Genomic DNA, 26187 nt, shown 5'->3' with positions numbered 1-26187 from the left:
TTTTTAAACAAACGTTTATTTACCGGCGGAGGCCCCTTGTCAGACTAGAAAGCCAAGTATAATTAAAAGAATAATTGCACCGGAATTGATAACCGGGTAAAGCGTGCTTTTGAATACATGAGGATACCTGAGTTTACTTACTGTAAAAAAGACAATAATATTGCCGGTAAAGATGACTGCGATTAATATGCCGGCGGTTTCAATTGTTTCGCTTACGTCCAGAAAAGACAGCAAAATTAAAAAAACTCCTGACACAGCCAATAAAGCCGTTATCTGGTGCCAGGCGATACTAAAGCCGGCTTTAGCCAGATCAGTCATATTTGATTGTTTCAAGTCTTTTATGATCCTTTTTTCTGCCCACATCGCATGCATGACAGCTGTAGAAGCCGCTGCCGCTCCTGCCAGTAAATAAAATATATTCATTTGCCGCGCCTCCAGCTTAAGATGTCTTTCTACTTCCTTACCCGTTTTTTTAAACTTTGCCACTTAGTATTAGAAAGTAACAGGAAAGACTCATCTCTCAGCCAGTTTTTTCCCCGGTAAAACGGCATTCCCATTTCTTTAAACTGCCCCTGCTTCTCCCTCACTTAAAACCGCTCATAAAAAAAACCTTGAAAGTCTGTACTTTTCAAGGCATTAATCAATTGGATCCGCTTCTTTTCCACCTATCACCCGCTCGGCAGCCCCAGCTTTCTCTGAACGGACCTTTTCCTCGATATATCGCCCTCTCACTCGTGCTCCCGCTTTCCGAGTGACCCTTAACGCTTATCCTTACCCGTTCATACAAAAAAGGAGCTGCTTCAAAAGTATCCCTTTTGATCGCAGCCCCTTTAAAACGTCATCCTTGTTTATTTCTTGTTCTCTGCAGCCCGGTCAGCTTTTTTGAATTCTCCACTATAATGAACTTCCTGGGCTGAGCTTAATCCATTATTTCTCTGATTGATCTGCTGGTGCGGTAAACTCTTGTGATCCATGATCGATAACCCCTTTCATCTAGTAGTTATCAATTGCCTTTCCCGGCACAGGCCATGTTTAAACCTCATGCCCTTTCTCTTCCGGAGAAAAGGCATGATGGCTCTCTGATCAATACTTGAATTGCGCTTCAACTTCAGCGTTAACGGTAATTTGGCCAGGTTCAATAGGCGTTGTTTCTCCCGGTGCCGCGGCAACAAAAGTCTGATAAGTCACCGGAGGCTCTCTCTGCTGTTCGGTAACTTTCACAGGGGTAGGATCAATAGCGACATTCATTGTACCAGCCAGTGCCGAGGCGTTTCCTATGGCGTTTTGCAGGGCTAGGCTGAGCGCCTGCCGGTAATAACCTTCCTGATCTTCAAGCATGAACTGGATATTTGATATCCTGTTCACTCCATTTTCAACGGCAGTTTCTATCACCTGGCCGACCTGGTCAATATCCCGGATAGTCACCGTGATCGCGTTTCTCACTTGAAATGTTCTGAACACCTGCTTCCCGTCGATGTAATCATACAAAGGGTTAATACTGTAAGCCGCAGTCTGGATATCTTCTCTAGGAATCCCCGCCTGCAAAAGACCCTCAATCACCTGATTCATAATGAGCGTATTTTCCTGCTGAGCTTCCATAAGCGAGTCATCTTCTGTCACCACTTCAAGCTGGATACTGACAGTGTCAGGTTTAACTGAAAGGCTTGCAGAGCCTTTTACCGTCATCAGACGTGAAAAATTTTGCCTTGCCGGTACCGGATAAGGGTAATACATCCTGATTCCGCCTTTCTCAGTAGGTTCTTTCAATGTATATGCTCAGGCAGGCGAAATCATTTTCACTCTTCTGTCTTTTACTGTTTAACCTTTATCCGATTGTTACTTTCTGCGTCCCACTCCTCATCAGTCGGTGGATATGTTTTTTTCAGCTGAAAAGAAAGAAGCAGAGCTATAACTGTTAAGAAGCCGATGACTCCGAATGCTACGATGGCTCCGAAGATATCAGGATTCGCAATTTCCGTCCTCTCACTGGCTGTCTGAGCACTGGTCGTCATCGTCGTAACAAGGACAGCAGTCCCGATAGAAGCTGCCATCTGACGCATCGTATTACTTACGGCTGCCCCGTGCGGAATCAGTTTCCGGGGCATCTGGTTCAGCCCTGCCGTATTAACCGGCATCATAACCATCGAAAAACCAAACATACGGATGGCATACATCACGGCCAAATAAACCAGGGAAGTCGTGGTATCTATGAACAGAAAGGCGAACGTGGATATCGTCATCAGAATTAATCCTGGTACTGCCAAGGCTTTTGCTCCGATTTTATCGAAAATCCTGCCAGTGATCGGGGCCATTAATCCGGCAATCAATGCACCCGGAAACAAAACAAGCCCTGCTTCTACCGCGGTAAACCCACGCATATTCTGCATATAAAGAGGAATAAGTGTTTCCAGCCCGATGAGCCCCATAAAGCCGATACTGGCAATAATCGTTGAAAGCGTGAAAACCCGCTTTCTAAACACCCTGAACTCAAGCATCGGGTGGGCCATGCGGAGCTGGCGCATAATAAACAAACTAACGGAAGCAACTGCCACGACCAGCACGATGAGTGTCACCGGGTCGCCCCACCCGTTATTCCCTGCGCTCGTAAATCCGTAAAGAAGCCCTCCGAAACCTAACGAGGACAGCATGATGGAAACCGGGTCAACTTTAGGGTTTTTCAGCTCAGTCACATTTCTCATATAAAAATAAGCCACTACCACCATAATAACCGCGAGTGGAAGGATACCCCAGAATAAATAGCGCCATTCGTAATTTGAGGTGACCCACCCGGAAAGAGTCGGACCAATCGCCGGCGCAAACGAAATGACCAGCCCAATATAGCCCATCGCCGTCCCCCGTCGTTCCACAGGGAAAATTAACAGGAAGACAGTTTGCATCAGAGGAAGCATGACACCTGCTCCAGCAGACTGAATAATTCTTCCTGTAATTAAAACCTGAAAGTTCGTGGCGAGACCGCCAATCAGGGTTCCAACCATAAAAATACCCATTGCTGTCATAAACAGCTGCCTGGTTGTATATTTTTCAATCAGAAAGGCTGATACAGGGATCATAATTCCGTTTACTAGCATAAATACAGTCGTCAGCCACTGGCCGGTATTGGCAGTGATATTCATTTCCTCCATAATAGGCGGAATCGCAGTAATCATCAGTGTCTGGTTCAAAACAGCAATAAAAGAGCCTGAAATAAGCAATGCCGCAATAAGCACTTTACTGTAATTTTCATTCGCATCCATTAGGAAGTCCCCTCTTTTTACATGTAAATCTATTATTTCGGCTCTGTTAAACGTTGAGGTTGTTCAATGTTTAACAGAGCCTGTTTATAAAAAACGAAAGCGCCGGCCATGCTCTCAAGGATACACGATGAGCTTGGAGGCGCTTAATATAATTGCTTAATACTTTTAATCTTTCGTGTGACTAAAAGAAAATTATACACCTTTCGCGGGAAGGTGACAAATAGAGGAGTGTCTGTCCACTTTTCAGAAGTTCCAGCTGCCCTTAAACGCCAACTTTATTTTCTATGGCAATCACTTGCCCCGAAGCATCTGATTCGAACGCCGCTTCCAATAAACGCATAACCTGAAGAACCTCTTCATTTCCGACGAGAATATCTGCTGTTCCTTCAATAGACTCTTTCACATTAAAATAAAATTCATTGATGTGTGAATCGACTCGGGGGAGCGGCAGGTGACGAACAGTCCCGTCATCACGGCGGGGCGCCATCGTCTTTGTTAGACCTGCCCCTGCTGTAATTGGAACGGCATCCTTTTGTTCGTCTGTCTCTAAATGAACCACTTCCCCTTTCATCGACCAGTCATGGATTACGGCTGAGCCCTGCGTACCATTGACGTACCAAAGCGGCAGATTAATATAATTGTATGTTCCGACTTCAAGAAACGCTGTCCTTCCGCTTTCAAAAGTAAGTGTCATTTTAAAGCCGTCGTCCACTTCATTGTTACGGACGTGGTTTAATTTACAATAAACATGACTAACCTTTTCATTAAACATTAATAGAACGCGGTCGACGAGGTGCACGCCCCAGTCAAGAAGCATTCCGCCGCCAAATTCCTTTTGCTGGCGCCAGTCACCAGGAATGCCTCGTGACCCATGAACCCGGCATTCTACATTAAAAATTTCACCAATCGCTTGTTCATCGTGAAGCTTTTTTACAACTAAGTAATCCTCATCCCAGCGCCGGTTCTGGTTTACAACAAACAGCCGGCCTGTTTCCTTTTCAACTTCAATCATCTCTTCCATCTCCCGGCTGTTCATTGTTGCAGGCTTTTCGCAGATGACATCCTTGCCTGCCCGCATTGCTTTGACGGCAATTTCTTTATGAATATGATTTGGTGTCGCAATAAGCACGACATCAACTGTTTCGTCGCCCAGTACATCTTCTAATGACGGATAAACATGAAGACCTTTATTACGGGCAAGGTCCTGCTGTGAGTCACGAATATCCCGGATACCTGCCACGTCAAAGGCCTCAAGCTCCAGTAAATGATCGGCGTGATGCCCGCCCATTCCACCATATCCGACGATGGCCACTTTGCATTGTTGGCTCATACTTTTCAATCCTTTCTCTTAAGCCCACCACATATCGGAAGGCTGCTCGCGAATGATAACATCATCAAGATTTTTTACGGCGCGTGAAAAACCTTCGTCAATAGACATAATAGGATCTTCATGCTCAATACTTACAACATAATCGTAACCGTACGTGCGCAGGGCGCTGATGATATCCGACCATTCCTGCATGCTGTGCCCGCATCCGACAGACCGGAACGACCACGCTCGGGACTGAACCTTTGAATATGGCTGCATGTCCGTTAACCCGTGCATGTTTACGTGATCCTGATCAATATACGTATCCTTCGCGTGGAAATGGTGAATCGCATCTTCTTTCCCTAAAATCTTTATCGCGGCAACTGGATCAATCCCTTGCCACCACAGGTGACTTGGATCCAGGTTGGCTCCTATCGCCTTAGATGTGCGCTTTCGAAGTTCTAAAATTGAATATGGGGTATGAACCAGAAATCCGCCGTGAAGCTCGAGCCCGATTTTTACATTATGTTCTTCAGCAAGCTGCCCAATTTCTTTCCAGTAAGGGACTAATTTTTCTTCCCATTGCCACTCCAAAATATCTGAATACTCACTTGGCCAAGGGGAAACCGGCCAGTTCGGATACTTTGCCCCTTCGTGATCCCCCGCAGTACCAGAGAATCCGTTCACGACAGGCACATTCATCAATGAAGCTAATTTAATCGTTTTCCGCAAGATTTCATCTGATTCGCTTGCAAATGCCTCGTCCGGCGTAATTGGATTTCCGTGACAGCTGAAGGCACTGATAACGATCCCGCGATCATTAAGCGCTTTCTGATATGCTTGACGAGCCTCTTCACTTTCAATCAGCTCATCCACGTTACAGTGAGCATCCCCCGGGTATCCTCCTGTACCGATTTCTACAGCGTCCAGGCCTGACGCCTTCACTTTGTCCAGCATTTCTTCAAACGACAGCTTCGAGAATAATACTGTAAACACACCTAACTTCATGTCATACACCCTTTCTGTCTGATACTGTAATATAGAATTCTTCCTAATAAAAAGCTATATTTAACCTGCTGGTTTTCTGCCACCAAGGCTAATTGATTTTTACAATCGTCTTCGTTTCATTTGATTTTAAAGCCCCCAGAACCACTGCCAATGATTTCATGCCTTCATCTCCGGATACCGGTGATGTGCTGCTTTTTTCAATTGAGGTCGTAAAGTGGTGAATCACATCACTGCTTGTCTGGCCGCCGCTGTCATTTGACTGGATGCCGCCAAGCTGGTACTTGATTACTTCCCCTGTCTGATACTGGACGATCAGAGAGTACTCCGGATCATCTTCAAGCCGTACAATCCCTTTCTCTGCGTAAATAACTGTAGAGTTATCTTCACCCGCTGTATAAGACCAGCTGGCTGCAAGGGTTCCAACTGTTCCGCTTTCTGTTTTCAAAACACAGACGGCATTATCGTCTACATCACTGTTTTCTTTCGCACTCGTTTCCACGAAAGCTCCTACTTCAACAAATTCTTCTCCCAGGATGTAACGCATTAAATCGGTTTTATGGACACCTAAATCTCCCATTGTTCCAATGAAGGCCTTTTCCTTATCAAAAAACCAGCTGTCTTTACCATCCACGCTCCATCCTTCCGGGCCGCCGTGGCCGAAAGTGGTGCGGAAACTGTAAACCTTGCCAAGTTCTCCAGAGGCGATTAATTGGCGGGCTTTTTCGTGTGAAGGAACAAACCTTTGATTATGGGCGATCATTAATTGCTTGCCTGCTGTCTCAGCTGCCTGTATCATCTCTTCTGCTTCTTTTATGGACGTGGCCATCGGTTTTTCACAAAGAACGTGTTTACCCGCTTCCAGACTTGCAATGGTCACTGGTGCATGCAGAGCATTTGGAGTACAGACACTTACGGCATCAATCGCACTGTCTTTTAGTAGCTCGCGGTAATCGGTATAAGCTTTCGCCTTATACTTCTCAGCAATTTCACTAGCTCTTGATTCAATTATGTCGCAAACAGCCGCAATTTCTACGTTGGGCTGAGCTTCATATTCCGGTAAATGACGAAACTGAGCGATGCTTCCGCATCCTATAACTGCTATTTTTAAAGTGGTCATATGATTGTTCATCCTTTCAGATTACATAATTTCTTTTAAGTAGTTGATACTAATTTCAATGCTTTCTAACGGGTCCCGGCGGGAGACATCCTGTTCAATGATCCACCAGTCTATTTTTTGAGTGGCAGACAGTTTTGTTATTTCCTCTATGTCTACTCCTCCTGTTCCAAGTTCAGCAAAAAACCCCTCTTCATCTGGTGTCATATCTTTCAAGTGAATGAGCGGTGTCCTCTCATGATAGCGTTTAATCCAGTCTGCCGGATCTTCATCAGCTTTTTTTAGCCAATAGACGTCTAACTCTGTCATGAGTTCCCCGGCAGTTGTTTCATTGAATATAGCTGACAAAGCCTGGCGGCCGTCATTTGGGAGTAAATCCAATTCAAAATCGTGGTTATGATAGCAGAGAGTGATCCCTTGTTCACGGCACGTCTTTCCTGCCTCTTGCAAAAAGGCAATTAGAGATAAGTAGCCTTCTTCCGTCTGTTCATTTTCTTCCAGGAAAGGCACAACGAGATAACGGCTGCCTAATACTTTCTGGTCTTCAATCACCCCGGATAAATTTTCTTTTAAATCTTCCAAAGGGACGTGGCTGGCTGCTGCCTTTAAACCAAGCTCATCAATTGTTTGTTTCGTTTCCTCCACCGTGAGTCCGCTATACCCGGCAAATTCCACACCATCGAAACCAAGTTCAGCTACGCGGCGAAGGGTTCCTTTAGGATCTTTGGCCATTTCTTCACGTAAGGTAAACAATTGCACTGCGATTTGTGGTTTTTCCATATCGTTACCACCCTTTTTAAATTATAGTAAGCGTTTAACATTTACCTGTATCTTACCTCGGCTTGTGGTACAAAAAAATAGATTATATAATGAAAACATATACTATTTTGCTATTTTATTTTCAGGAGGGGAATGGGATGTCGGTTGAAGTGGGTTTTTGCGGCTATTCTCATCATAAAAAAGGCTATCAGGACCAGAGGCAATCCGGTTTAACAAGTTACTTATTCCGCTTGCAAATAGAAGGAACGGCCACGATCACCCATCATCATAAAACGTATCCCATCAGCAAAGGAGACCTCTTCCTCGGTAAGCCTGGCGATCCATACAGAATATTTACACCGGGTAACCAGGACAGCATTGATTATCATATTTTCTGTCAAGGTTCCTGGATCGACCAGTGGTGGGAGTCATCCCGTCTCCCTGCGATAACCAACCTCCATCTCGATGAAAAGCTCCTCGGTCTCTGGCGTCATTTAACCATTGAAGAGCGCCGTCCTAAACAAGAGAAGAATCCTGACCTGGCCCGTTACCTTTTGCAGGCTCTTTGCCTGTCGATTGAACAGTCGATTAACGATGTATCCCACAAAGTCGACCGGCCATTTAATGTGACACAAATGATGCGCTATATTGAAGAACAGGCCACCACTTCTTTTAAAGTAGAGGATGTCGCTGCTCACGTTAATTTAAGTGTTTCCCGTGCGGTTCATTTATTCAAAGAGCATACGGGCCAAACGATCATTCAGTATGCCCTCGATATCCGGCTCGCGACCGCCCTGAACCAAATGCAGTACTCCTCGATGACTTTAGAACATATTGCAGAGAACTGCGGGTTTAACACCTATCCTTACTTCCACCGCGTTTTTAAAAAACATTTCGGCCAGTCCCCCGGACAATTCCGCCGCCAGCAGTCGTCATAGCAAAAAAGAACCTGCCTTGAGAAAGCCTTCAAGACAGGTTCTATAACCGTTATAATTGTAAATCTTTAATTTTCTCCCTTTTATAAGAAAGGTTTTTAAAACTCTACTTTATCCTGATTCGTTACCACAAGTAAAGTTTTCCCTTTATCCAATTCCTCTTCCAGATCTTCTGCTTTATCAGCGTCAATGCCAATTTCTTTCATTTTTGACCTGAGCTTATCACCTTTGTTCCGGAATACATTCTTCAATGCTGTACCTGCACCGACTTCGCTTACACCGACCTTGTTGGCATCCGTACTCTTTCTCGTTCTTCTCTCATGGTCATTGTCATGGGAAATAACGTAAATATCATCATCCCTGACACCGTCTTTTCTAAGTTTGCCAACCGATTCGCTTAATGTTTCATCGTTATGGAAAAGTTTAAATTTAGGACTGCTCATGTTTTTTTCCTCCTTTTAAAAGTGAAAATCTTCGTTTTTTGGATAGTAACCATTTGTTAATTAGAGTGCATGGTCAATAAACATGCTAGTTTACGCTTACCCTTATAAAAATAAAATCAATCTTAAAACCGGTTTTTTTCAAAAAGGGGGAATTTTTGCTTAGCTGACGTTTAACTATTCAAGAAAACGGGAATAAGTCACCAGGTCCTCTTCACTTTAAATTAACTCCACGAGAACTCCTTCTGCTAAACTTGCTTATTCACAGCCACTTATAATGTTTCGTAACCGTACTGTACATATATATAACCGTTTCCAGTCTGGCAGGGAGGGCTTTTCAGGCTGTATTTGCTGCTTACATTCATGTTTAAACATTCAACTTCTTAGCCCCATAACCAGAAAAGTAATCCACACCTAAATTTAGTTATTTGAAAAACTATTATTTTTTTCCAGGCATATCGCTTTCTATGAAAATAATTATTTAGTATAATTTTAATGTAAGATTAATTATTATCTATAAATCAAATCGGTAAGAGGCCCTTCGCCGCTTATCTAAAATTGAAAGGGGATTTACGCATGGATATGAAAGACAATGAGAGTGTTGGAAAGTGTCCGGTCACCCACCAAAGTATGCCTAGTCAATCCGACAGAGGAACGACTAACAAGGACTGGTGGCCCAACCTGCTGAACCTGGATATTCTTCATCAGCATGATACAAAAACGAACCCGCTGGGGGAAGATTTTGATTATGCAGAAGAATTTAAAAAGCTGGACTATCAAGCAATGAAGAAGGATCTTCACGAGGTCATGACAGACAGCCAGGATTGGTGGCCGGCAGATTATGGACATTACGGGCCATTCTTTATTCGTATGTCATGGCACGCAGCAGGCACATATCGTACGGGAGACGGCCGCGGAGGCGGCGGCAGCGGATCCCAGCGTTTTGCTCCTCTTAACAGCTGGCCGGATAACGGCAACCTCGACAAAGCCCGGCGTCTGCTTTGGCCTGTTAAACAAAAGTACGGCAACAAGATATCCTGGGCAGATCTCATTGTTCTTGCCGGAAACGTGGCAATTGAATCAATGGGCGGAAAGACTATTGGATTCGGTGCAGGACGCGAAGACATCTGGCATCCTGAAGAAGATGTCAACTGGGGTCCTGAAACAGAGTGGCTTGAAGATCAGCGTTACTCAGGTGACCGTGAGCTGGAGAACCCGCTTGCTGCCGTTCAAATGGGCTTGATTTATGTGAATCCCGAAGGTCCAAACGGCGAGCCTGACCCAGTCGGAAGCGGCCGGGATATCCGGGAAACTTTTGCACGTATGGGAATGAACGATGAAGAAACCGTTGCTCTCACAGCAGGCGGTCATACATTTGGTAAGGCCCACGGTGCAGGCGATGCCTCTCATGTCAGTGAGGAACCGGAAGGGTCTCCTATTGAAGCGCAGGGTTTCGGCTGGAAAAGCACTTATGAAACCGGCAATGGCCCTTATACGATTACGAGCGGCATTGAAGGTGCCTGGACTCCGACTCCGACAAAGTGGGATATGAGTTATTTTGATGTTCTGTTTGGATATGAATGGGAGCTCACAAAGAGCCCTGCCGGCGCCTATCAGTGGAAAGCCGTTGGTCTCGATGAAGAGCATCATGCTCCTGATGCAGCAGATCCAAACGACCGGGTGCCGATTATGATGACTACGGCTGACATGGCTATGCGCATGGATCCTGCATACGAAAAGATTTCACGACGTTTCCACGAAAATCCGGACGAGTTTGCCGATGCCTTTGCACATGCCTGGTTTAAACTGCTCCATCGTGACATGGGACCTCGTGACCGATACCTCGGCCCGGAAGTTCCGAAAGAAGAATTCATCTGGCAGGACCCGGTACCGAAAGTGGATTATGAATTGTCAGATGCGGAAATTGAAGACTTGAAAACTAAGATCCTCGACTCCGGACTGACAGTAAGCGAACTTGTCAAAGCGGCTTGGGCTTCAGCCAGCACATTCCGCGGCTCGGATATGCGCGGCGGCGCGAATGGCGCTCGTGTCCGGCTTTCTCCACAGAAGGACTGGGAAGCGAATGAGCCGGAACAGCTTTCAAAAGTTCTGACAGTTCTTGAAGGTATTCAAAACGATTTTGATAAAAACATCAGCCTGGCTGACTTGATCGTACTGGGCGGAAGTGCAGCTGTCGAAAAAGCGGCAAAAGATGCAGGTTTTGATGTGAAAGTTCCATTTACTCCTGGACGCGGGGATGCTACTGAGGAGCAGACAGACGAAGAAAGCTTTGAAGTGCTGGAGCCGGCAGCGGATGGTTTCAGGAATTACCAGAAGAAAGAGTATGCTGTCAGTTCAGAAGAGCTGCTTGTAGATAAGGCACAGCTTCTCGGACTAACGGCTCCTGAAATGACAGTCCTTGTGGGCGGTATGCGTGTTCTTGGTGCCAACCATGGCGACACAAAGCACGGCGTCTTCACAAATCGTGTCGGCAAACTCACGAACGACTTCTTTGTGAACCTGCTGGATATGGGAGTAGAGTGGCGTCTTGCAGACAAAGGCCTCTATGAAGGACGAGACCGGCAGACCGGAGAAGTGATACGTACCGGTACGAGAGTCGACCTGGTCTTCGGATCCCATTCCGTTCTCCGAGCACTTGCTGAAGTGTATGCACAGGACGACAACAAAGAAAAGTTTGTTAAGGACTTTATCTCTGCATGGGTCAAGATCATGAACGCCGATCGTTTCGACCTTAAAAACAAAGAAGAGCAATTAAGCTTATAATATTCGGAGATTTTGCAGGTATAGATTGCACTGCAAAAATCATCCGGCAACAAAGCACCTTCCAAGTCAGCCTGGCCTTCCCGTTTCAGGCCAGGCTCACGGTCAAGGTGCTTTTTCTTATGCAATCAGTCGCCACTACTCCCTTAAATATAAAAAACTGAGCAAAAGAAGTAACATACCTTCTTATTGCTCAGTTTTTACGTTTGTTTAGTACTTAGTTTAAAGCTGTATATAATACTTTAAAAACTATACATAAAGCCTCTCCGTGTTCCTTGAACTACTCAACCGTCACACTTTTAGCCAGATTCCTTGGCTTATCTACGTCGCATCCTCTATGGAGGGCAGCATAGTATGAGATAAGCTGCATTGGAATCACGCTCACTAATGGTGTGAGGTAATCGTGGACTTTAGGGATGACAATTTTATCGTCTTCTTCTGCGAAACCTTCCATGCTGATCATACAAGGATACGCTCCGCGGGCAACAACTTCTTTCATATTACCTCGAAGATTTAGGTGAACTGCTTCCTGAGTGGCAAGGCCGACGACAGGGGTGCCTTCTTCAATTAAAGCAATTGTGCCGTGCTTTAATTCTCCGCCGGCGAAGCCTTCCGCCTGAATATAAGAGATTTCTTTCAGCTTAAGCGCACCTTCAAGGCACACATGGTAGTCCATAGAACGTCCGATAAAGAAGCAGCTGCGCGCCACGCTTAAATAGTCGCGGGCAATCTCTTCAAGCACATCCTTCTGCTCTGTGAAGATTTCCATGGCGTTTGCTACAATGCCAAGTTCCTGAAGCGGATCGAAATCCATTTCAACTCCTGCAGCCCGGGCTGCGTCCACCGCCATAATAGCAAGAACAGCCATTTGGGCAGTGTAAGCTTTCGTGGAAGCTACAGCAATTTCAGGGCCGGCATACGTGTGCAGTGTGTGATCTGCTTCGCGGGACAAGGTTGAACCCGGCACGTTCGTAATAGTTAATGTTTTATGGCCTAACTTTTTCACATTGACGAGTACTCCGCGGGAATCTGCTGTTTCCCCGCTCTGTGAAATAAATATAAAGAGTGGTTTTTTACTTAACAGCGGCATGTTGTAGAGAAATTCGCTGGCGATGTGCGTTTCTACAGGGATATTGGCAATCTTTTCGATCAGCTCTTTCCCGACAAGGCCTGCGTGGTAACTCGTTCCTGCCGCAATAATATAAATCCGGTCAGCATCAATGACAGCCTGACGAACTTGTTCATCAAGCTTAATGCTGTCGTCTGCATCCTTGTATTTCGTGATGATATTACGGATGACAAAAGGCTGCTCGTCAATTTCTTTGAGCATATAATGAGGATAAGTGCCTTTTTCAATATCCGTACTGTCAATTTCAGCCACATACGGGTCCCGTGTAACCTCTTCACCATCAAGCGTCTTTATGACCGCTTTATCTCTTGTGACCGTTACGATTTCTTCGTCCATAATTTCAACGAACTCATTGGTAACCTGCAGCATAGCCATCGCATCACTCGCTACGACATTTACACCATCACTTAGTCCAACAAGGAGCGGACTTTTATTTTTTCCTACATAAATAGTATCTGGATCTTCAAGGTCTAACAGAGCTGTCGCATAAGACCCTTTCAACACGCTTAAAGCTTTGCGGAACGCTTCTTCTGTTTCAAAACCTTCAGAAGCGAATTTTTCCACAAGCTGAACGATGATCTCCGTATCCGTTTCACTGACCATCTCTACGTGAGGAAGGTGCTCTCTGCGAATGTATTCATAGTTTTCAATAACTCCGTTATGAACAATCGTATACCTGGCTGTTGTACTCTGATGCGGGTGGGCATTCAGCTGGCTTGGCGCACCGTGCGTCGCCCAGCGGGTATGTCCTATCCCAATCATCCCGGCTTCTGATTCATCTACAGATTCACGAAGCGTAGCGATCCGGCCTTTTTCCTTGTATACATGAATTCCGTCATCATTGGCAATCGCAATGCCGGCAGAGTCATAGCCCCGGTATTCGAGTTTCTCTAAACCTCTTAAAAGGATTTCCTTTGCATTTTCCGTTCCTACATATCCTACAATTCCACACATAATGTCATTTCCTCCCTCGGCGGGGCAAGAAATGCTCCTAAGGGGCATACTTGCCCCACTCTTTATCTATTGTTAGTTTTTTTTAAATTCATTAATAAATGCGTTATCGATGCTAAAGCCTTTGTTCGGAAAGTCACCTTTCCGTTTTGGGCTTAAGCTTACGGCCGCGATAAACCGGCCGGGAGGCATCCGCCGAATGCTTCGATGAACCTCCTCCTCGTCAACTGCGAAATAAACCTGTCAGTCCGCAGTCCAGGCGCTTTTATGTTGCTTAAAAAATCAGGTCTCCGGTCCTCCTTCCTTCTCTTGAATAGCCTAATCATACTACATCCGTAAAAATCTGGTCAATTGTTTTTTTATGAACAAAAATGACTTTTTTTAGCATAATCAGGCTGGCCAGTTTAATGGGGAGACTGTTCCCCATAACATCGTATGACCATTCGTAAAAAATGGTTCGTTTATGGGGACAGTGGAGTCCTCCTTCCCGAATAAGGAAGCAATTAAACAATATTTAATAGGTAATTGGGCACGCTAATATTCACCATTATAATTTTGCCACTCTCTGAATTATTAAAAATGTCAACAATGCCTTTGACGAAATTAGCTTTAGATTGCTTTGTAATCAGCATTGGCAGCGCTTTATTATTAAAGTAGACAGACAAAGTTTTTGTCACTAAAAAAGGAGGAGACAACAATGACTGACAACAAAGGTTCGATCCGCACAAAGATTCAAAGGTTCGGCAACTTTTTAAGCAGCATGATTATGCCGAACATTGGCGCTTTCATTGCATGGGGTCTTATTACTGCACTTTTTATTCCTGATGGCTGGCTCCCTAATGAAAGTTTCGCCGAGTTAGTAGGACCGATGATCACATTCTTACTGCCTCTGTTAATTGGTTTTACGGGAGGTAAGCTCGTCCATGGCGTACGGGGCGGGGTCGTCGGGGCCACTGCGACAATGGGTGTCATTGTCGGCGCAGAAGTTCCAATGTTTATCGGAGCAATGATTATGGGGCCTTTAGGCGGCTTTATCATTAAGAAATTCGATGGTCTGCTGGAGGGCAAGATTAAACCCGGTTTCGAAATGCTTATCAATAACTTCTCAGCCGGGATTCTGGGCGGTGCACTCGCTCTTATCGGTTTAGGGGGAGTCGGACCAGTGGTTTCTGCATTCAGCCAGGCGATGGGCGTGGGTGTAGGAGCAATTGTGGATGCCGGTTTACTTCCATTAACAAGTATCCTGATTGAACCGGCGAAAGTCCTGTTCTTAAACAATGCCATTAACCACGGGGTTTTAACTCCACTAGGTTTAGAGCAGGCTTCTGAAGTTGGAAGATCAATTCTCTTCCTTCTTGAAACAAACCCTGGGCCGGGGCTTGGTATTCTTCTTGCGTTTATGTTCTTTGGCGGAGGGATGGCTAAACGTTCAGCTCCCGGAGCTGCAATTATTCATTTCTTCGGGGGGATCCATGAAATCTATTTCCCTTATGTCCTAATGAAACCATCTCTTATTCTGGCAGCTATTGCTGGAGGGATGAGCGGGATCTTTACTTTTAATTTACTTGGAGCAGGGCTTCCTGCAAGTCCGTCACCAGGAAGTATTATTGCTTATACTTTGTTAACCCAGCCAGGATATTATTTCCCTGTCTTTTCCGGTATCGTCATCGCAACAGCCATTTCATTTGCTGTTGCGTCCGTAATATTAAAAGCCAGCAAAAACAAAGGAGAGGCAGACCTTACAGAAGCAGCATCAAAAATGGAAACGATGAAAGGAAAAGAGAGTTCCGTATCTTCAGCTTTGACGGCTGATTCTGATAAACCATCAGAACAACTGAATGCTTCATCTGTAAATAAAATTATTTTTGCATGTGACGCAGGTATGGGGTCCAGTGCCATGGGTGCTTCCATTCTCCGTGACAAAGTTAAGAAAGCGGGATTGGATATTGAAGTTGCCAATACGTCTATCAGCAACCTTCCTGAAGATGCGGATGTAGTTATTACTCACAAGGATTTAACGCCGCGTGCTAAAGAAAAATTGGCATCTGCTCACCATATTTCTGTTGATAATTTCCTGAGCAGCCCGGAATACGACAAGCTTATTGATGAATTAAAGTGATGCAGCTGAACCAGCTGTAACGGAGTGATCCCTATGTATGTTTCAGCAAGAGACAAGTTCATCTTAGAGATGCTCATCAAACATTCTGAGGGAGTGACGATCCGCGATATCGCTCACTCCCTGCAGGTGAGCGAACGCACTATCCACCGTGATGTTGCCACCTTTGACTCGCTGCTGCTTCCATATGAGCTCACTCTTGAGAAAATTGCCGGAAAAGGCATCTTTCTCAAAGGGGCTAAGGAGCAGATTAAGCAATTCAGCCAGGACTTGCAGGAAGCTAAACATTTTGATTTTTTGCCTGAACAAAGGCAAGTCATTATAATTTGTAAGCTTCTTGAGTCTTTCGAGCCGGTTAAACTTCAATCTTTCGCTGTAGATTTAAATGTTACTGTCGCTACCATTACTAACGATTTGGAAAAAGTAGATGAATGGCTGGTGAAATACGACCTTGAGCTTGAGAGAAGAAGAGGGCTCGGTATTCAGATTACAGGCAGCGAAACAGATAAAAGAAAAGCGATCAGCGGTCTGCTTTCAGAAAACTTTGAGGAAGGCGAAATCTTAAAATATATACGCAGAAAGCTTCCGAACCAGGATTCAGACCTCAGTGAATCTATCGCTGGACAATTGCTCGGATTTATTAATATAGACAAATTGAAGAAGGTTGAAGAATCCGTAAAAAAAATTATTCGCACGCTCGATTACCAGATCGCAGATTCGGCATATATCGCTCTTGTTGTCCATCTTACCTTGGCTCTTGAGCGGATTTCCAAAGGAGAAAACATCAGTATCAACACGTCTTTAGCTGAGCATTTAAAAAACAAAAAAGAATATAAACTGGCCGAAAAACTTGCCATGGAGCTGAAAAAGTCATTTTCACTGGACATTCCCGAGGCTGAAATAGGCTATATTACGATGCATTTAAGAGGGGCTAAACTTCATCAGGACCATCAGGTGCTGTTTACCGAGGATAACCTCGATACGGTCATGGTTGCCAAAAAATTAATTAATGAAGTGAGCAATCGTACGGAAGTTGATTTTAATAACGATCACTCACTCTATCAAGGGCTTATGGCTCATTTAGAACCGGCTTTATACCGCTTAAAACAAGGGATGCATATTCACAACCCGCTGCAGGAGAAAATTCAGGCCACCTATCCTGACCTGTTTTCAACTGTCAAACAGGCTTTCAAAAGCGTTTTAACCAAGGGCATGACTATTCCCGACGAAGAAATAGGCTTTCTTGTACTCCATTTCGGTTCAGCGATGGAACGGGAAAACAACAGGCGCACCCACAAAGCAGTTGTTATCTGTTCCAGCGGTATCGGTTCTTCTAAAATGATTGCCAGCAGGCTTCAGAGTGAGTTCCCTAATATAACAGAAGTTAAAAACAGTTCCCTCTTCGAGTTGGATAAGTTTCAGCCGGAGGAGCTTGATTTAGTAATCTCAACGATTCCACTTGTCGATCATTCTGTTGATTATGTTCAAGTCAACCCTTTCTTGACGAAAGATGACGTAGCTAAAATACAAGATTATATCGATCGCAGAGAGCATTTTTATGCGGTGAAACAGGAGAAACCTGCACTGAAAAACTCAGAAAAGCAGGACACTTCAAAGCCCCGCTCTCCAGTTAAAGATATATTCAGTAACTTGCAAAAAAGTTTATCCGCTTCTGCCCATTTACTGAGGAACTTTCATTTATATGAGGCTGAGCAGGGAAGCGGTTTGTGGGATTCTTTGCTTCAAGTTGTTTGTAAGCTGAAAGATGACCGCCTTGTGGCAGATGAACATGAAGTAATAAAAAGTCTGAAAAAAAGGGCTGAACTCTCCGGTTTAGGCATACCGGAGACTCACATAGCCTTATTCCACACCAGAAACAGCTCAGTCATCAGGCCGCTTTTCGTTATTCTTAACTTGTCTGAAGCAGTTGAAGTTAAAGCTATGGACGAAAATGATATTGAGATGAAAAGAGTTCTGATTATGCTAGGTCCTACTGACATGACAGACGAAGAGACAGAAATATTAAGCACTATCAGCAGTGCCATCATTGAAAATGAGAGAAGTATCTCCTTATTTGAGGGCGGAAAGGAACAAGAGATCTCCGAGTTCCTGAGTGTCAAACTGCTGAATTTTTACCAAGATTATTTAAAAAAGGAGAATCCTTATTATGAGTAAACCAATTATTTCTATAGAAAATGTGAGATTAAATAAGAAAGTTAATTCTAAAGAAGAAGCGATCCGCCAAGCCGGTCAAATCCTCGTAGATGGAGGTTATGTTAACGAGGATTACATTGAAAAAATGTTTGAGAGAGAAGAAATTACTTCTACATTTATGGGCAACTCTATTGCCATCCCCCATGGGACGGAAGACGCTAAAAGCAGTGTCCACGCATCAGGGATTTCTATTCTTCAACTGGCTGAACCTGTTGATTACGGCGACGGGAATCAGGTGAAAATGATTTTTGGCATTGCCGGCAAAGACAATGAACACCTGGAAATCCTCTCTAAAATCGCTATTGTCTGCTCGGACGAAGAAAACATTGAAAAAATGGTGAATGCAAAGTCCGAAGAAGACCTTCTTTCCTTGTTCAGCGAGGTGGGGTAAATGATTGCTGTTCATTTTGGAGCTGGGAATATTGGACGCGGCTTTATTGGAAAACTTCTGGCCGAATCAGGGTATGAGACGGTGTTTGTTGATATTAACGATGCCCTGATAGACGCCATAAATGAAAAACAAGCTTATAATGTTTATTACGCAGAGCAGGGAAAAAGGTCTTTTACTGTATCTGCTGTCCGGGGCCTTCATTCTATAAAAGATGAACAGAAAATTACTGAGGCGATTACCCGGGCGGATCTTGTGACTACAGCTGTAGGAGCTCATATTCTTCCTCATATTGCCCCTCTAATCGCAAAAGGATTAACGAAGAGAGTATCTCAATCAGAACAGCCCTTAAACGTTATCGCCTGTGAAAATGCTATTGGGGGAAGCGACCAGTTAAAAAGCGCTGTTGTGGAGCACTTGGACAATCAGACAACCGACACTGTTGAGCGTCTGATCGGATTTCCGAATGCGGCTGTAGACCGGATTGTTCCTGACCAGAACCAGGAAAATTTGCTTGATGTCCTGGTCGAGCCGTTCTTTGAGTGGGCAGTCGATAAAAAATCGATAAAGGGACCCATACCTCCTGTACAGGATGTTCATTTTGTTGGAAATTTAGAGGCTTACATTGAAAGAAAATTATTTACGGTGAACACTGGGCATGCTTTAGCTGCTTATAACGGCTATCAGGCCGGAAAACAAACGATTCAGGACACCCTGCTGGACCAGAAGGTAAAAGAGAAAGTGCTTCACGGGCTTAAAGAGACTGGCCGGCTAATCTGCGAAAAGCATGGGTTTGACCCTGACGAACACCAGCTATATATAGAAAAGATTATTGAGAGGTTTACTAACCCTTATTTGACAGATGAAGTGACCCGGGTTGCCAGACAGCCGGTAAAGAAACTCGGTTATAATGAACGCCTCGTTAGCCCTGTCAGACAGCTAATGGCAAGAAACGTTGTTCCGGAAGGTTTATTAAACGGGATTGTGGCCGCTTTACGTTACGACTTCCCTGAGGATTCAGAAGCAGTAGAACTTCAGGAAAAAATTCAGTCATATGGGGTCAGAAAAGCATTCAGCCAAATTTCAGGATTAGAAGAAAACGGGCAAATCGTTGAAGAAGTAACTGCTAAATACACATCCTTCTCACTATCATAACAGGAACTGTTTAACCCGCATAAAAAAGCCGTTAGTAAGTCTCAATTTAAAGACCTGCTAAACGGCTTTTCTTTATTGCTTATATCCTATTGAATTCCTGATGGCCTTCTCTGCGAGCTCCCTCAAGCTTCCTTTGCCTTAGCTTTTAATAATGCAGGTTGTGATAGATCTTTTTGGTACAGTAATGTCTGTTTGGCAGTTTTCAAAGTTTAGAACAGTATGATGTTCCTCATCATTTTCATTAAGAATGACAATAACGACCTCACGATTCGGATTTTTAAAAGCGGTGACAGACACTCTCTCCAGAGTTGAGTTCACAGCGATTCTCTTTGCTCCTGGTTCAATATATTTACTGAAATGTCCAATATAGTAATAAGAGCTGTTAAAATGGATCTCGTCTTTTTTTGTATCGGCAATGACAGGGGCATCACAATAGTTTCCTACGTGATTAGGACCGCCCTGCTCATTAAGTACAAGATTCCAATCAATAAAGCCTTCCAGCCAATTATTCATGTCTCCAATTATATTGCGTGCATAACGCTCACCAGTGTCCCACGCTCCTAACTTAACGCCGCCCTCAATGCATCCTTCAGTAAATATTAAATGTTTATCAGGGAAAGCTTCATGCACCTTGGATAAATTCTCAAATTCTTCAGATACGTACCAATGGTTGCCGGTCCCCCAAATGTATTTTGAAGCTTCAGGATCTGATAATACTGTTGTTGCTCTTTCGACCATAATATCCCGGTTATGATCTAATATAATGATTTTTTTATCTGTCAATCCGTTTTGAGAGAACGTTGGGCCTAAATAATCTTTAATAAAATCTCTTTCTTCTTCGGCTGTATAAAGGCAAGAATCCCACACTTGCGTCGCTTCAGGCTCATTTTGAACTGTTACGCCCCATATTGGAATTCCAGCGCTCTCCATCTCTTCAATATACTTCACAAAATAATTAGCCCACGTTTGCCGATACTCTTCTTTTAACTTCCCGCCATGGTTCATTTCATTATTCGTTTTCATCCAAGCAGGCGGACTCCATGGAGAAGCTAACAGTGTAAGCTCTTTATTTGCTTTATTAGCAGCTTCTTTTATTAATGGAATAACGTATTTATGTTCCCTCTCAATGGAGAACGATTTTAGGGCTGTGTCATTTTCGTCCACATAAGTATAGTTTTCCAAAGCAAAATCACAACTGTGAATGTGGGTTCTGCCCAGGTTATAGCCCAGGCCTCCCTGCTTGTCAAAATAGGCATGAATGACGTCTTGCCGTTTATCTGATGATATTTGAGACAACGTGTAAGCAGCCGCTTCAGTAAATGCTCCTCCAAAGCCTAACCACCCCTGATATTCTAAAGTGGGGTCAACAGTTATTTCAGTATTTCCTTTATTAAAGGACGAATTTCCATCTAATGTTAAAAATTGTTTCTGATCCCATTTTTTGTCTGAATACTTACTGGTTTGTATAACTTGTACGTGTTTCAAAGATTATTCCTCCCATGGCATCCAGCGATTCCCAGCTGTTTACTTACCTGGCTGGCGGTGTGGCTTTCGCCATCTTCCCTCGCCAGTTCTGTCATTTTTATCTGAGTATTCTCCGCTCCACCATCCCGATAATTTCTTCCCATTCCTCTTCTGAATCACTGCCGTAGTAAACATTATTCAGACCAATAAGGATTTCTTCATTTACATCCTCGTAATGAGGCCCTTTGTGAACATATGGAACTTCCAGCGCCGCTTCTGCAATTAAATCTGCTGCATATTTGCCGCCATAGTAATCATCAGCTGCTTGAGTGAACTCCTCATCCTCATACACAGCTGGGGTTGTCGGGAACGTTTCTCTTTCTTTAAATAATTGCATTTGCTGCTCTGGAGCTAACAGCCACGTTAAGAACTCATAAGCTTCTTCTGCATGTTCTGTTTCTTCAGGAATGGTAATCCACGTACCTCCCCAATTGCCCGCTCCTTCAGGTATCGGAGCAATTCGCCAATGTGATTCATCCGGTGCATATTCTTTAATAATATCCCCCATCCATGCTGGGCCTAATAACGTCGCGTAACTTCCTTCCTGTATACCATTTCGCCACTCTCTGGACCACATCCCGAGATTGTCGGTGTAGCCTTCTTCAATCCATTGAGCAGTCTGATCGTATGCTTCTTTCATATAAGGAGATGAGTCAATAATGAGCTCGTTTTCTTCATTAAAAAAGTGTTCAGGAGCCTGGTCCCGCTTCGCTTTAAATATTGTTTCAAAGTTATCGGCCATCTTTTTCCCTGTCTCGTTCAAAATAGTCTCTGCCGCATGCCGGTAATCTTCCCACGTTTGAATGAGCTCTTTCACTTCCTCTGGTTCAGATGGCAAGCCAGCCTCCTGAAAGACGTCTGCCCGATAATACATCACCGTCGGGCCGATATCAGCAGGGAGGCCAAGCAAGAAGTCACCCTCTATGTTTGAACCTGTCTCCCAAGCCCAATCAAGATAGTCCTCCTCTAAATCAGCCGCCCCTAAATCTAATAAATTTACAAATTTATCTTCGGCCCTTATATAAGAATCGATCTCAGAGGCTTCAATTGCAGCCAGGTCAGGAGCGCCGCCTCCTGCAGATAATGAAGTAAACAGATTTGTCTGGTGATCTTCCACCTCCATCTGCCGAACGTTAATAGAAATTTCAGGATTTTTTTCTGTGTATTCCTCAATTAAAGAACCATAGTCAGCTCCAAAATTCCAAAAGGACAATTCCACTTCACTGTCGTCAGATCCTATACTGGATTCATCATTTTCTGAAGCTCCATTACCCGATCCTGAATTATTTTGGCTGTTGCTGTTGCTGCTACCGCCAGTATTGCAGCCAACTGCAATTATTGCCGTTATTAACAGGGTGAATAGTAAACTCTTTTCTTTCATTTATTATTTCTCCTTTACCATTGCCGTATTAATTTTGATATGTTTAAGTATTAACTTTTTCAAAAAGATCCGGTAAAGTAATTAGCACCGGCCTTTTCAAAACATTTTACGACTAGAATGGTTTAACGGCAAATAATTATATATAGTGGCGCTTAACACTGTTAATCAACGAGACGGGCCTTTTACCACCCCGCCCCTTACCTGGAAATTCTTTGTTCCACACGGGTGGTTAATTTATCACTCTGTTATTTCTCATAATCTCTCATCTCAAAAGCTTTCACTCATCCCACTTCGCCCACACAAAAGTTATGTATTCCGGCTCTCATGTCCTGGTCCCAACTGCTAAGTTGAGAATAACGCTCCCCGGTAAACCTTCCGGGGAGCGCTTTCTTCATAAATCAGATTATCAGGAGATTACCCTAAACGGACAGCTATTTTTTCCACTTTGCCGTCCCGTACAGCTTTTGCATACTCTCCTGTTACGTCGTCAGCGCCAAGCTCAATCCGCTCACCTGTGGTATAGGTTAGAACATAACTTTGGGGGCTGGCGCCCTCAGCTCCGAACGTGTTTTTACGCTCAGGGTTTGTGTAAGTGACTTTACATTGCCCAAGAAGTGTAAACGTGACCTCATTTGACTCAGTAAACATCCAGTCAGCTAATACAGGAGACAATTTAAACGCCAGTTGCCCGCCTGCCATCGTAAATGGTTTCTGGCCTGCCATCATGACCATCCACATATTCATAAATTCAATAGTTGACCCGCTTAGCCGCGCTACAAAACCACGGCCGTGCAACGACGGATTCGGGTTGGCTGAACTGGCAATAAAAGAAGAGTTTTCAAGTGTACTCCGGCCATACATAGCTGGATCAAGGAAAGGTATGAGCGCACTTTGGATATCCTCATAGAATTCTTCCTCCAGACCAGATCTCAGTACTTCCAGTAAATACTTATATTCCATGTGCAAAAATACGGACTCATTCTCCAGCCAGCCCGGCGTAAACATTTTTGCCCGACCCAGCTCAATTGGTTCATCTTTAATTGGCATGGAAGTCTTGTACATTTTCAGCTTACGATCATAAATAGCCGAATCCTTCACCCTGTCGTATATTTTCTTTGCTTCCTGTTTATCCGGTGATACCTTTAGTGATTTCACTACCCCTTCCAGAAAAGGAGTGACAGGAACCGGTTTCCATAAGACGTCATCAAACCGTCCTTCTTTAGCACCTTCTCCTTCTGGATTAAAGTAAAAATAAGTAGGCGGCAGTTCCCCGTAGTTTTTCAATCTTTCAATCCCTATAGCCACTCTTTCTTTTATCACCTTTAAGGCCTGCTTTACTTCCTCCACCGTTAAAGTGACTTCTTTACCTGAAATGCCGTTTTGAACTTTTTCCCTGTAAGCTTCTCTTAAGGCTGTCACTTCATGCCAATAGCGGCATTCATCACCTTCAGAACCAGGTTTAGACTGGCTTAAACGGTTCACTAACCCTTTAAGAAATTCACTTGCTTCTTCAGGTAAATAGACGTTTTGTTCTGATTGAACACGTTCAAGCTGTTCAATTAATCTGTAAAGTTCCATCAGTTCAGATGTACTTGAACCAAACATACCAGGCAATCCGTTCAGTGAATCATTCCATCCTGGTTTACCTGCTTCCATTTCAATGCCTAAGCCATAAGGTGCCAGGGTCGAAGCTTTCACTAATCCGAGCAGAAACAATTTTGAATACAAGTTTGTTTTATAAATCTCTCCACTGCCATAACTGCTTTTTACCCAATTGGAGTCTGAATCACCAAAGTTTCCTTCAGCCACAGCGCTGTACTGCCTTAACTGGTCACCTTGCTTCTTATACTTATGATGGCGCGGCTGAACCATGGCAGGACTCTGGAAGAAGGCATACGAACGTGTAAAGAAAAAGTCTTCTTCATAGTCCGGGTACACAGCCAAAAAGCTGTCTACTAGATCCAGATTGTACGTCCAGTGGTCAACCCAAAAGCCTTCGCCAAACTCTGCTTCATAACGTTCATCAGATTTCAGAAGCACAGTAGTCAGAAACTCGTCAAATGACACTTTGAGCTCAATGTTTTCATCTGTAATAAAGTGCTTTAATTCTCCAGGTGTAAATGTTTTTTCAAAAAAAGAGGTTAATTTATGTGACTTTCCATTTTGGACATAGCCTGAAAAATCGAATTCTTCCAGCTTAAAACGCACGCCTTTTACTGCTAACGGGTTATAGCCATCCAGCTGGATGAGGCTCATAAACTGTCTCACATTCTGATCAAACACGTGAGGTTCGAAAAACACATCACACCGACGGTTCTGATTAATATCCCGGTAATTTCCATTGCCTTGTGAATAGAAAGTAGGGCTGATAGAAAAGAAATTATAATCCCTTTCTAAATCACCATGTTTCCTTGAATACAGGTAATAGACTTTACTCTCTTCTTTATTTTTGAAAACAAAAGGAAATCCGCCGCGAAGGCCGTTATCAAGATAGCTCTGTCGGCTGTAAGCATCGAAAAGCGGCTGGCCTGTCTCAGATTCAATTGGCTTCGTTAGCTCTTTCGTAATTAAAAGAGCATCCTTCTTCTGATTTTCAAAATAATCAACTGATATTTTTGAGTTAACAAAAGACTGGACTGTTTCAAGACTTCGCCCATGCCCAATCACTGTAAATAACGCCGCTTCTTCCCCATCTTTAAGCTCAAACCGAACTGGCGTAAAACCGCAGGACACTTTGTTTGTCGTGTGCGGCTCTGTTTCAGTAAGCTTTGTTAAAGGAGTATCTATAAAATTAACTGGTGTCAGCATTGACGTATCCGTTCCAAAAATAACGTCCCGGTCTACGATTGGTTTTATAACCCGCTCGTCTTCTTTAGTTGAGAATAAGCTGACGTAAAAGTTTCCTTCATTCACTTCGCTCACTTCAGCCGTATCCTCCATACTGCCCCTCAGCTTGTAGAATGGCACTTTCTGGTCCAGATTCACTACATCAAACCAGCTTTTCAGCGTATTACCCAGTTCCTTATAAGGTGCGTTAGCCACTCCGCTTGGTAATAATGCAGGCATACCGTCAAGAATCTCAAACGTTTTAGGACGGTCAGAAATATTTTTAAATGTCACATGCCGGATCAGCCCGCTCACTGGCGAATGGGCCAGCGTATAGTAACTGACGTTCATTGAAAAACCTTCAGAGTGATTCACATACTCGAGTTCCAGCATATTCTCTGAAATAGTCATCGTTTCTTTAACACTTGTTTTTTTAGATTCGGCAGGCTGAAAAGGCTCTATGACCCGCTCTCCTTCTGAATCCGATATCTTAACAAACGTTCTGAACCCTTGCAGATGAACCATCTGATAAGATTTATCTGCCGGCATAAATTCCATCATGGCATGGTTTTTGTCCTGAATGCCGAAACTTGCAATCCCTTGGCCTCTATTTACATAAAACACCCACATCGGTATCCCTGTTTCACCAGCAATTCCAGGAAGAAAGCTGGAAAATGGGGGCTGCTTCTGATAATGGTTAATTTCAAATGAGTGATCTTCTTTTAACTGATACATAACTGCCTCCGTAAATAATTTTTGTCATGTTAATGCTGATTCTAGGATCCGTTAAAGGTGCTCGTTGTTTTTCAAAATAACTCGCTTGCTCCTGCGCCGCTCAGCTTGCTCGTCGCATGAAAAAGATGTGCCGCGGGCAAGGCTTCAGCTAACCGGGGGAATTCACCC

19 protein-coding genes are annotated in these 26187 nt (G+C 44.0%); 6 read left to right on the top strand and 13 right to left on the bottom strand.

Annotation, left to right across the window (positions count from 1 at the left end; genetic code table 11):
• Nucleotides 1–39: 39 nt before the first annotated feature.
• The 8 genes from K8O68_RS16285 to K8O68_RS16250 all read right to left on the bottom strand — a co-directional run bounded on the left by K8O68_RS16285 (nucleotide 40) and on the right by K8O68_RS16250 (nucleotide 7465).
• Complete coding sequence (locus tag K8O68_RS16285; RefSeq protein WP_230897856.1) at nucleotides 40–423, bottom strand: hypothetical protein; 384 nt, start codon at nucleotides 421–423, stop codon at nucleotides 40–42.
• A 425-nt stretch (nucleotides 424–848) separates the two neighbouring features.
• Nucleotides 849–974 carry a YfhE family protein gene (locus K8O68_RS16280; protein WP_230897855.1) on the bottom strand — a complete coding sequence of 42 codons (126 nt, stop codon included), beginning with the start codon at nucleotides 972–974 and terminating at the stop codon, nucleotides 849–851.
• A gap of 109 nt (nucleotides 975–1083) precedes the next feature.
• Complete coding sequence (locus tag K8O68_RS16275) at nucleotides 1084–1767, bottom strand: SIMPL domain-containing protein (protein WP_230897854.1); 684 nt, start codon at nucleotides 1765–1767, stop codon at nucleotides 1084–1086.
• Between the two features lie 44 nt (nucleotides 1768–1811).
• Nucleotides 1812–3254 carry an MDR family MFS transporter gene (locus K8O68_RS16270; protein WP_230897853.1) on the bottom strand — a complete coding sequence of 481 codons (1443 nt, stop codon included), beginning with the start codon at nucleotides 3252–3254 and terminating at the stop codon, nucleotides 1812–1814.
• Nucleotides 3255–3516: 262 nt separating this feature from the next.
• Complete coding sequence (locus K8O68_RS16265; RefSeq protein ID WP_230897852.1) at nucleotides 3517–4584, bottom strand: Gfo/Idh/MocA family protein; 1068 nt, start codon at nucleotides 4582–4584, stop codon at nucleotides 3517–3519.
• A gap of 18 nt (nucleotides 4585–4602) precedes the next feature.
• Entirely contained in the window at nucleotides 4603–5571 is a 969-nt protein-coding gene (locus K8O68_RS16260) for a sugar phosphate isomerase/epimerase family protein (RefSeq protein WP_230897851.1), read from the bottom strand.
• An 88-nt stretch (nucleotides 5572–5659) separates the two neighbouring features.
• Nucleotides 5660–6688 (bottom strand): Gfo/Idh/MocA family protein, encoded by a 1029-nt coding sequence (locus K8O68_RS16255; protein WP_230897850.1) that lies wholly within the window; start codon nucleotides 6686–6688, stop codon nucleotides 5660–5662.
• Between the two features lie 21 nt (nucleotides 6689–6709).
• The gene (locus K8O68_RS16250) at nucleotides 6710–7465 is read right to left on the bottom strand and encodes a sugar phosphate isomerase/epimerase family protein (protein WP_230897849.1); all 756 of its coding nucleotides are present in this window, start codon (nucleotides 7463–7465) and stop codon (nucleotides 6710–6712) included.
• 137 nt (nucleotides 7466–7602) lie between these two features.
• Here K8O68_RS16250 and K8O68_RS16245 point away from each other — a divergent pair, with 137 nt between their 5' ends.
• Nucleotides 7603–8382: a helix-turn-helix domain-containing protein gene (locus tag K8O68_RS16245; protein WP_230897848.1), complete on the top strand. Its 780-nt coding sequence runs from the start codon at nucleotides 7603–7605 to the stop codon at nucleotides 8380–8382.
• 95 nt (nucleotides 8383–8477) lie between these two features.
• Here K8O68_RS16245 and K8O68_RS16240 read toward each other — a convergent pair whose 3' ends face one another.
• Nucleotides 8478–8822 (bottom strand): YflT domain-containing protein, encoded by a 345-nt coding sequence (locus tag K8O68_RS16240; protein ID WP_093052449.1) that lies wholly within the window; start codon nucleotides 8820–8822, stop codon nucleotides 8478–8480.
• Nucleotides 8823–9395: 573 nt separating this feature from the next.
• Between K8O68_RS16240 and katG the strand changes: the two genes are divergently transcribed.
• Nucleotides 9396–11603, top strand: coding sequence for a catalase/peroxidase HPI (gene katG / locus K8O68_RS16235; RefSeq protein WP_230897847.1), 2208 nt, complete (start codon nucleotides 9396–9398; stop codon nucleotides 11601–11603).
• 277 nt (nucleotides 11604–11880) lie between these two features.
• On the opposite strand, the gene glmS is transcribed toward katG, so the two are convergent.
• Entirely contained in the window at nucleotides 11881–13683 is a 1803-nt protein-coding gene (gene glmS / locus K8O68_RS16230) for a glutamine--fructose-6-phosphate transaminase (isomerizing) (RefSeq protein ID WP_230897846.1), read from the bottom strand.
• 694 nt (nucleotides 13684–14377) lie between these two features.
• On the opposite strand from glmS, the gene K8O68_RS16225 reads away from it, so the two are divergent.
• The 4 genes from K8O68_RS16225 to K8O68_RS16210 are packed head-to-tail and all read left to right on the top strand — an operon-like array spanning nucleotide 14378 to nucleotide 19553.
• Nucleotides 14378–15799, top strand: coding sequence for a PTS mannitol transporter subunit IIBC (locus tag K8O68_RS16225; RefSeq protein ID WP_230897845.1), 1422 nt, complete (start codon nucleotides 14378–14380; stop codon nucleotides 15797–15799).
• Nucleotides 15800–15823: 24 nt separating this feature from the next.
• Nucleotides 15824–17971: a BglG family transcription antiterminator gene (locus K8O68_RS21665; protein ID WP_370640538.1), complete on the top strand. Its 2148-nt coding sequence runs from the start codon at nucleotides 15824–15826 to the stop codon at nucleotides 17969–17971.
• Nucleotides 17964–18401 (top strand): PTS mannitol transporter subunit IIA, encoded by a 438-nt coding sequence (locus K8O68_RS16215; RefSeq protein ID WP_230897843.1) that lies wholly within the window; start codon nucleotides 17964–17966, stop codon nucleotides 18399–18401. Before K8O68_RS21665 ends, K8O68_RS16215 begins: the two co-directional genes overlap by 8 nt.
• Nucleotides 18402–19553: a mannitol-1-phosphate 5-dehydrogenase gene (locus tag K8O68_RS16210; RefSeq protein ID WP_230897842.1), complete on the top strand. Its 1152-nt coding sequence runs from the start codon at nucleotides 18402–18404 to the stop codon at nucleotides 19551–19553. It begins immediately after the preceding gene.
• A gap of 138 nt (nucleotides 19554–19691) precedes the next feature.
• Here K8O68_RS16210 and K8O68_RS16205 read toward each other — a convergent pair whose 3' ends face one another.
• The 3 genes from K8O68_RS16205 to K8O68_RS16195 form a co-directional block, all read right to left on the bottom strand.
• Nucleotides 19692–21038 carry a glycoside hydrolase family 30 protein gene (locus K8O68_RS16205; protein ID WP_230897841.1) on the bottom strand — a complete coding sequence of 449 codons (1347 nt, stop codon included), beginning with the start codon at nucleotides 21036–21038 and terminating at the stop codon, nucleotides 19692–19694.
• A gap of 97 nt (nucleotides 21039–21135) precedes the next feature.
• A complete protein-coding gene (locus K8O68_RS16200; RefSeq protein WP_230897840.1) occupies nucleotides 21136–22458 on the bottom strand; it encodes an ABC transporter substrate-binding protein in 1323 nt (440 codons plus the stop codon).
• A 414-nt stretch (nucleotides 22459–22872) separates the two neighbouring features.
• The gene (locus tag K8O68_RS16195; protein WP_230897839.1) at nucleotides 22873–26019 is read right to left on the bottom strand and encodes a hypothetical protein; all 3147 of its coding nucleotides are present in this window, start codon (nucleotides 26017–26019) and stop codon (nucleotides 22873–22875) included.
• Between the last annotated feature and the right edge of the window lie 168 nt (nucleotides 26020–26187).

It is taken from the genome of Salipaludibacillus sp. CUR1 (genome assembly GCF_021028955.1).
Classification (GTDB): Bacteria; Bacillota; Bacilli; order Bacillales; family Salisediminibacteriaceae; genus Salipaludibacillus.
The sequence above is the reverse complement of the archived record's forward strand: the minus strand, read 5'-3'. Positions and strand labels throughout refer to the sequence as shown.

Bases quoted from the DNA above. Each gene is read 5' to 3' on its own strand.
- glmS (WP_230897846.1), bottom strand. From the start codon at position 13,683: ATGTGTGGAATTGTAGGATATGTAGGAACGGAAAATGCAAAGGAAATC.
- K8O68_RS16280 (WP_230897855.1), bottom strand. From the start codon at position 974: ATGGATCACAAGAGTTTACCGCACCAGCAGATCAATCAGAGAAATAAT.
- K8O68_RS16250 (WP_230897849.1), bottom strand. From the start codon at position 7,465: ATGGAAAAACCACAAATCGCAGTGCAATTGTTTACCTTACGTGAAGAA.
- K8O68_RS16265 (WP_230897852.1), bottom strand. From the start codon at position 4,584: ATGAGCCAACAATGCAAAGTGGCCATCGTCGGATATGGTGGAATGGGC.
- K8O68_RS16215 (WP_230897843.1), top strand. From the start codon at position 17,964: ATGAGTAAACCAATTATTTCTATAGAAAATGTGAGATTAAATAAGAAA.
- K8O68_RS16245 (WP_230897848.1), top strand. From the start codon at position 7,603: ATGTCGGTTGAAGTGGGTTTTTGCGGCTATTCTCATCATAAAAAAGGC.
- K8O68_RS16200 (WP_230897840.1), bottom strand. From the start codon at position 22,458: ATGAAAGAAAAGAGTTTACTATTCACCCTGTTAATAACGGCAATAATT.
- K8O68_RS16195 (WP_230897839.1), bottom strand. From the start codon at position 26,019: ATGTATCAGTTAAAAGAAGATCACTCATTTGAAATTAACCATTATCAG.
- K8O68_RS16240 (WP_093052449.1), bottom strand. From the start codon at position 8,822: ATGAGCAGTCCTAAATTTAAACTTTTCCATAACGATGAAACATTAAGC.
- K8O68_RS16270 (WP_230897853.1), bottom strand. From the start codon at position 3,254: ATGGATGCGAATGAAAATTACAGTAAAGTGCTTATTGCGGCATTGCTT.
- K8O68_RS16285 (WP_230897856.1), bottom strand. From the start codon at position 423: ATGAATATATTTTATTTACTGGCAGGAGCGGCAGCGGCTTCTACAGCT.
- K8O68_RS16225 (WP_230897845.1), top strand. From the start codon at position 14,378: ATGACTGACAACAAAGGTTCGATCCGCACAAAGATTCAAAGGTTCGGC.
- katG (WP_230897847.1), top strand. From the start codon at position 9,396: ATGGATATGAAAGACAATGAGAGTGTTGGAAAGTGTCCGGTCACCCAC.
- K8O68_RS16210 (WP_230897842.1), top strand. From the start codon at position 18,402: ATGATTGCTGTTCATTTTGGAGCTGGGAATATTGGACGCGGCTTTATT.
- K8O68_RS16255 (WP_230897850.1), bottom strand. From the start codon at position 6,688: ATGACCACTTTAAAAATAGCAGTTATAGGATGCGGAAGCATCGCTCAG.
- K8O68_RS16260 (WP_230897851.1), bottom strand. From the start codon at position 5,571: ATGAAGTTAGGTGTGTTTACAGTATTATTCTCGAAGCTGTCGTTTGAA.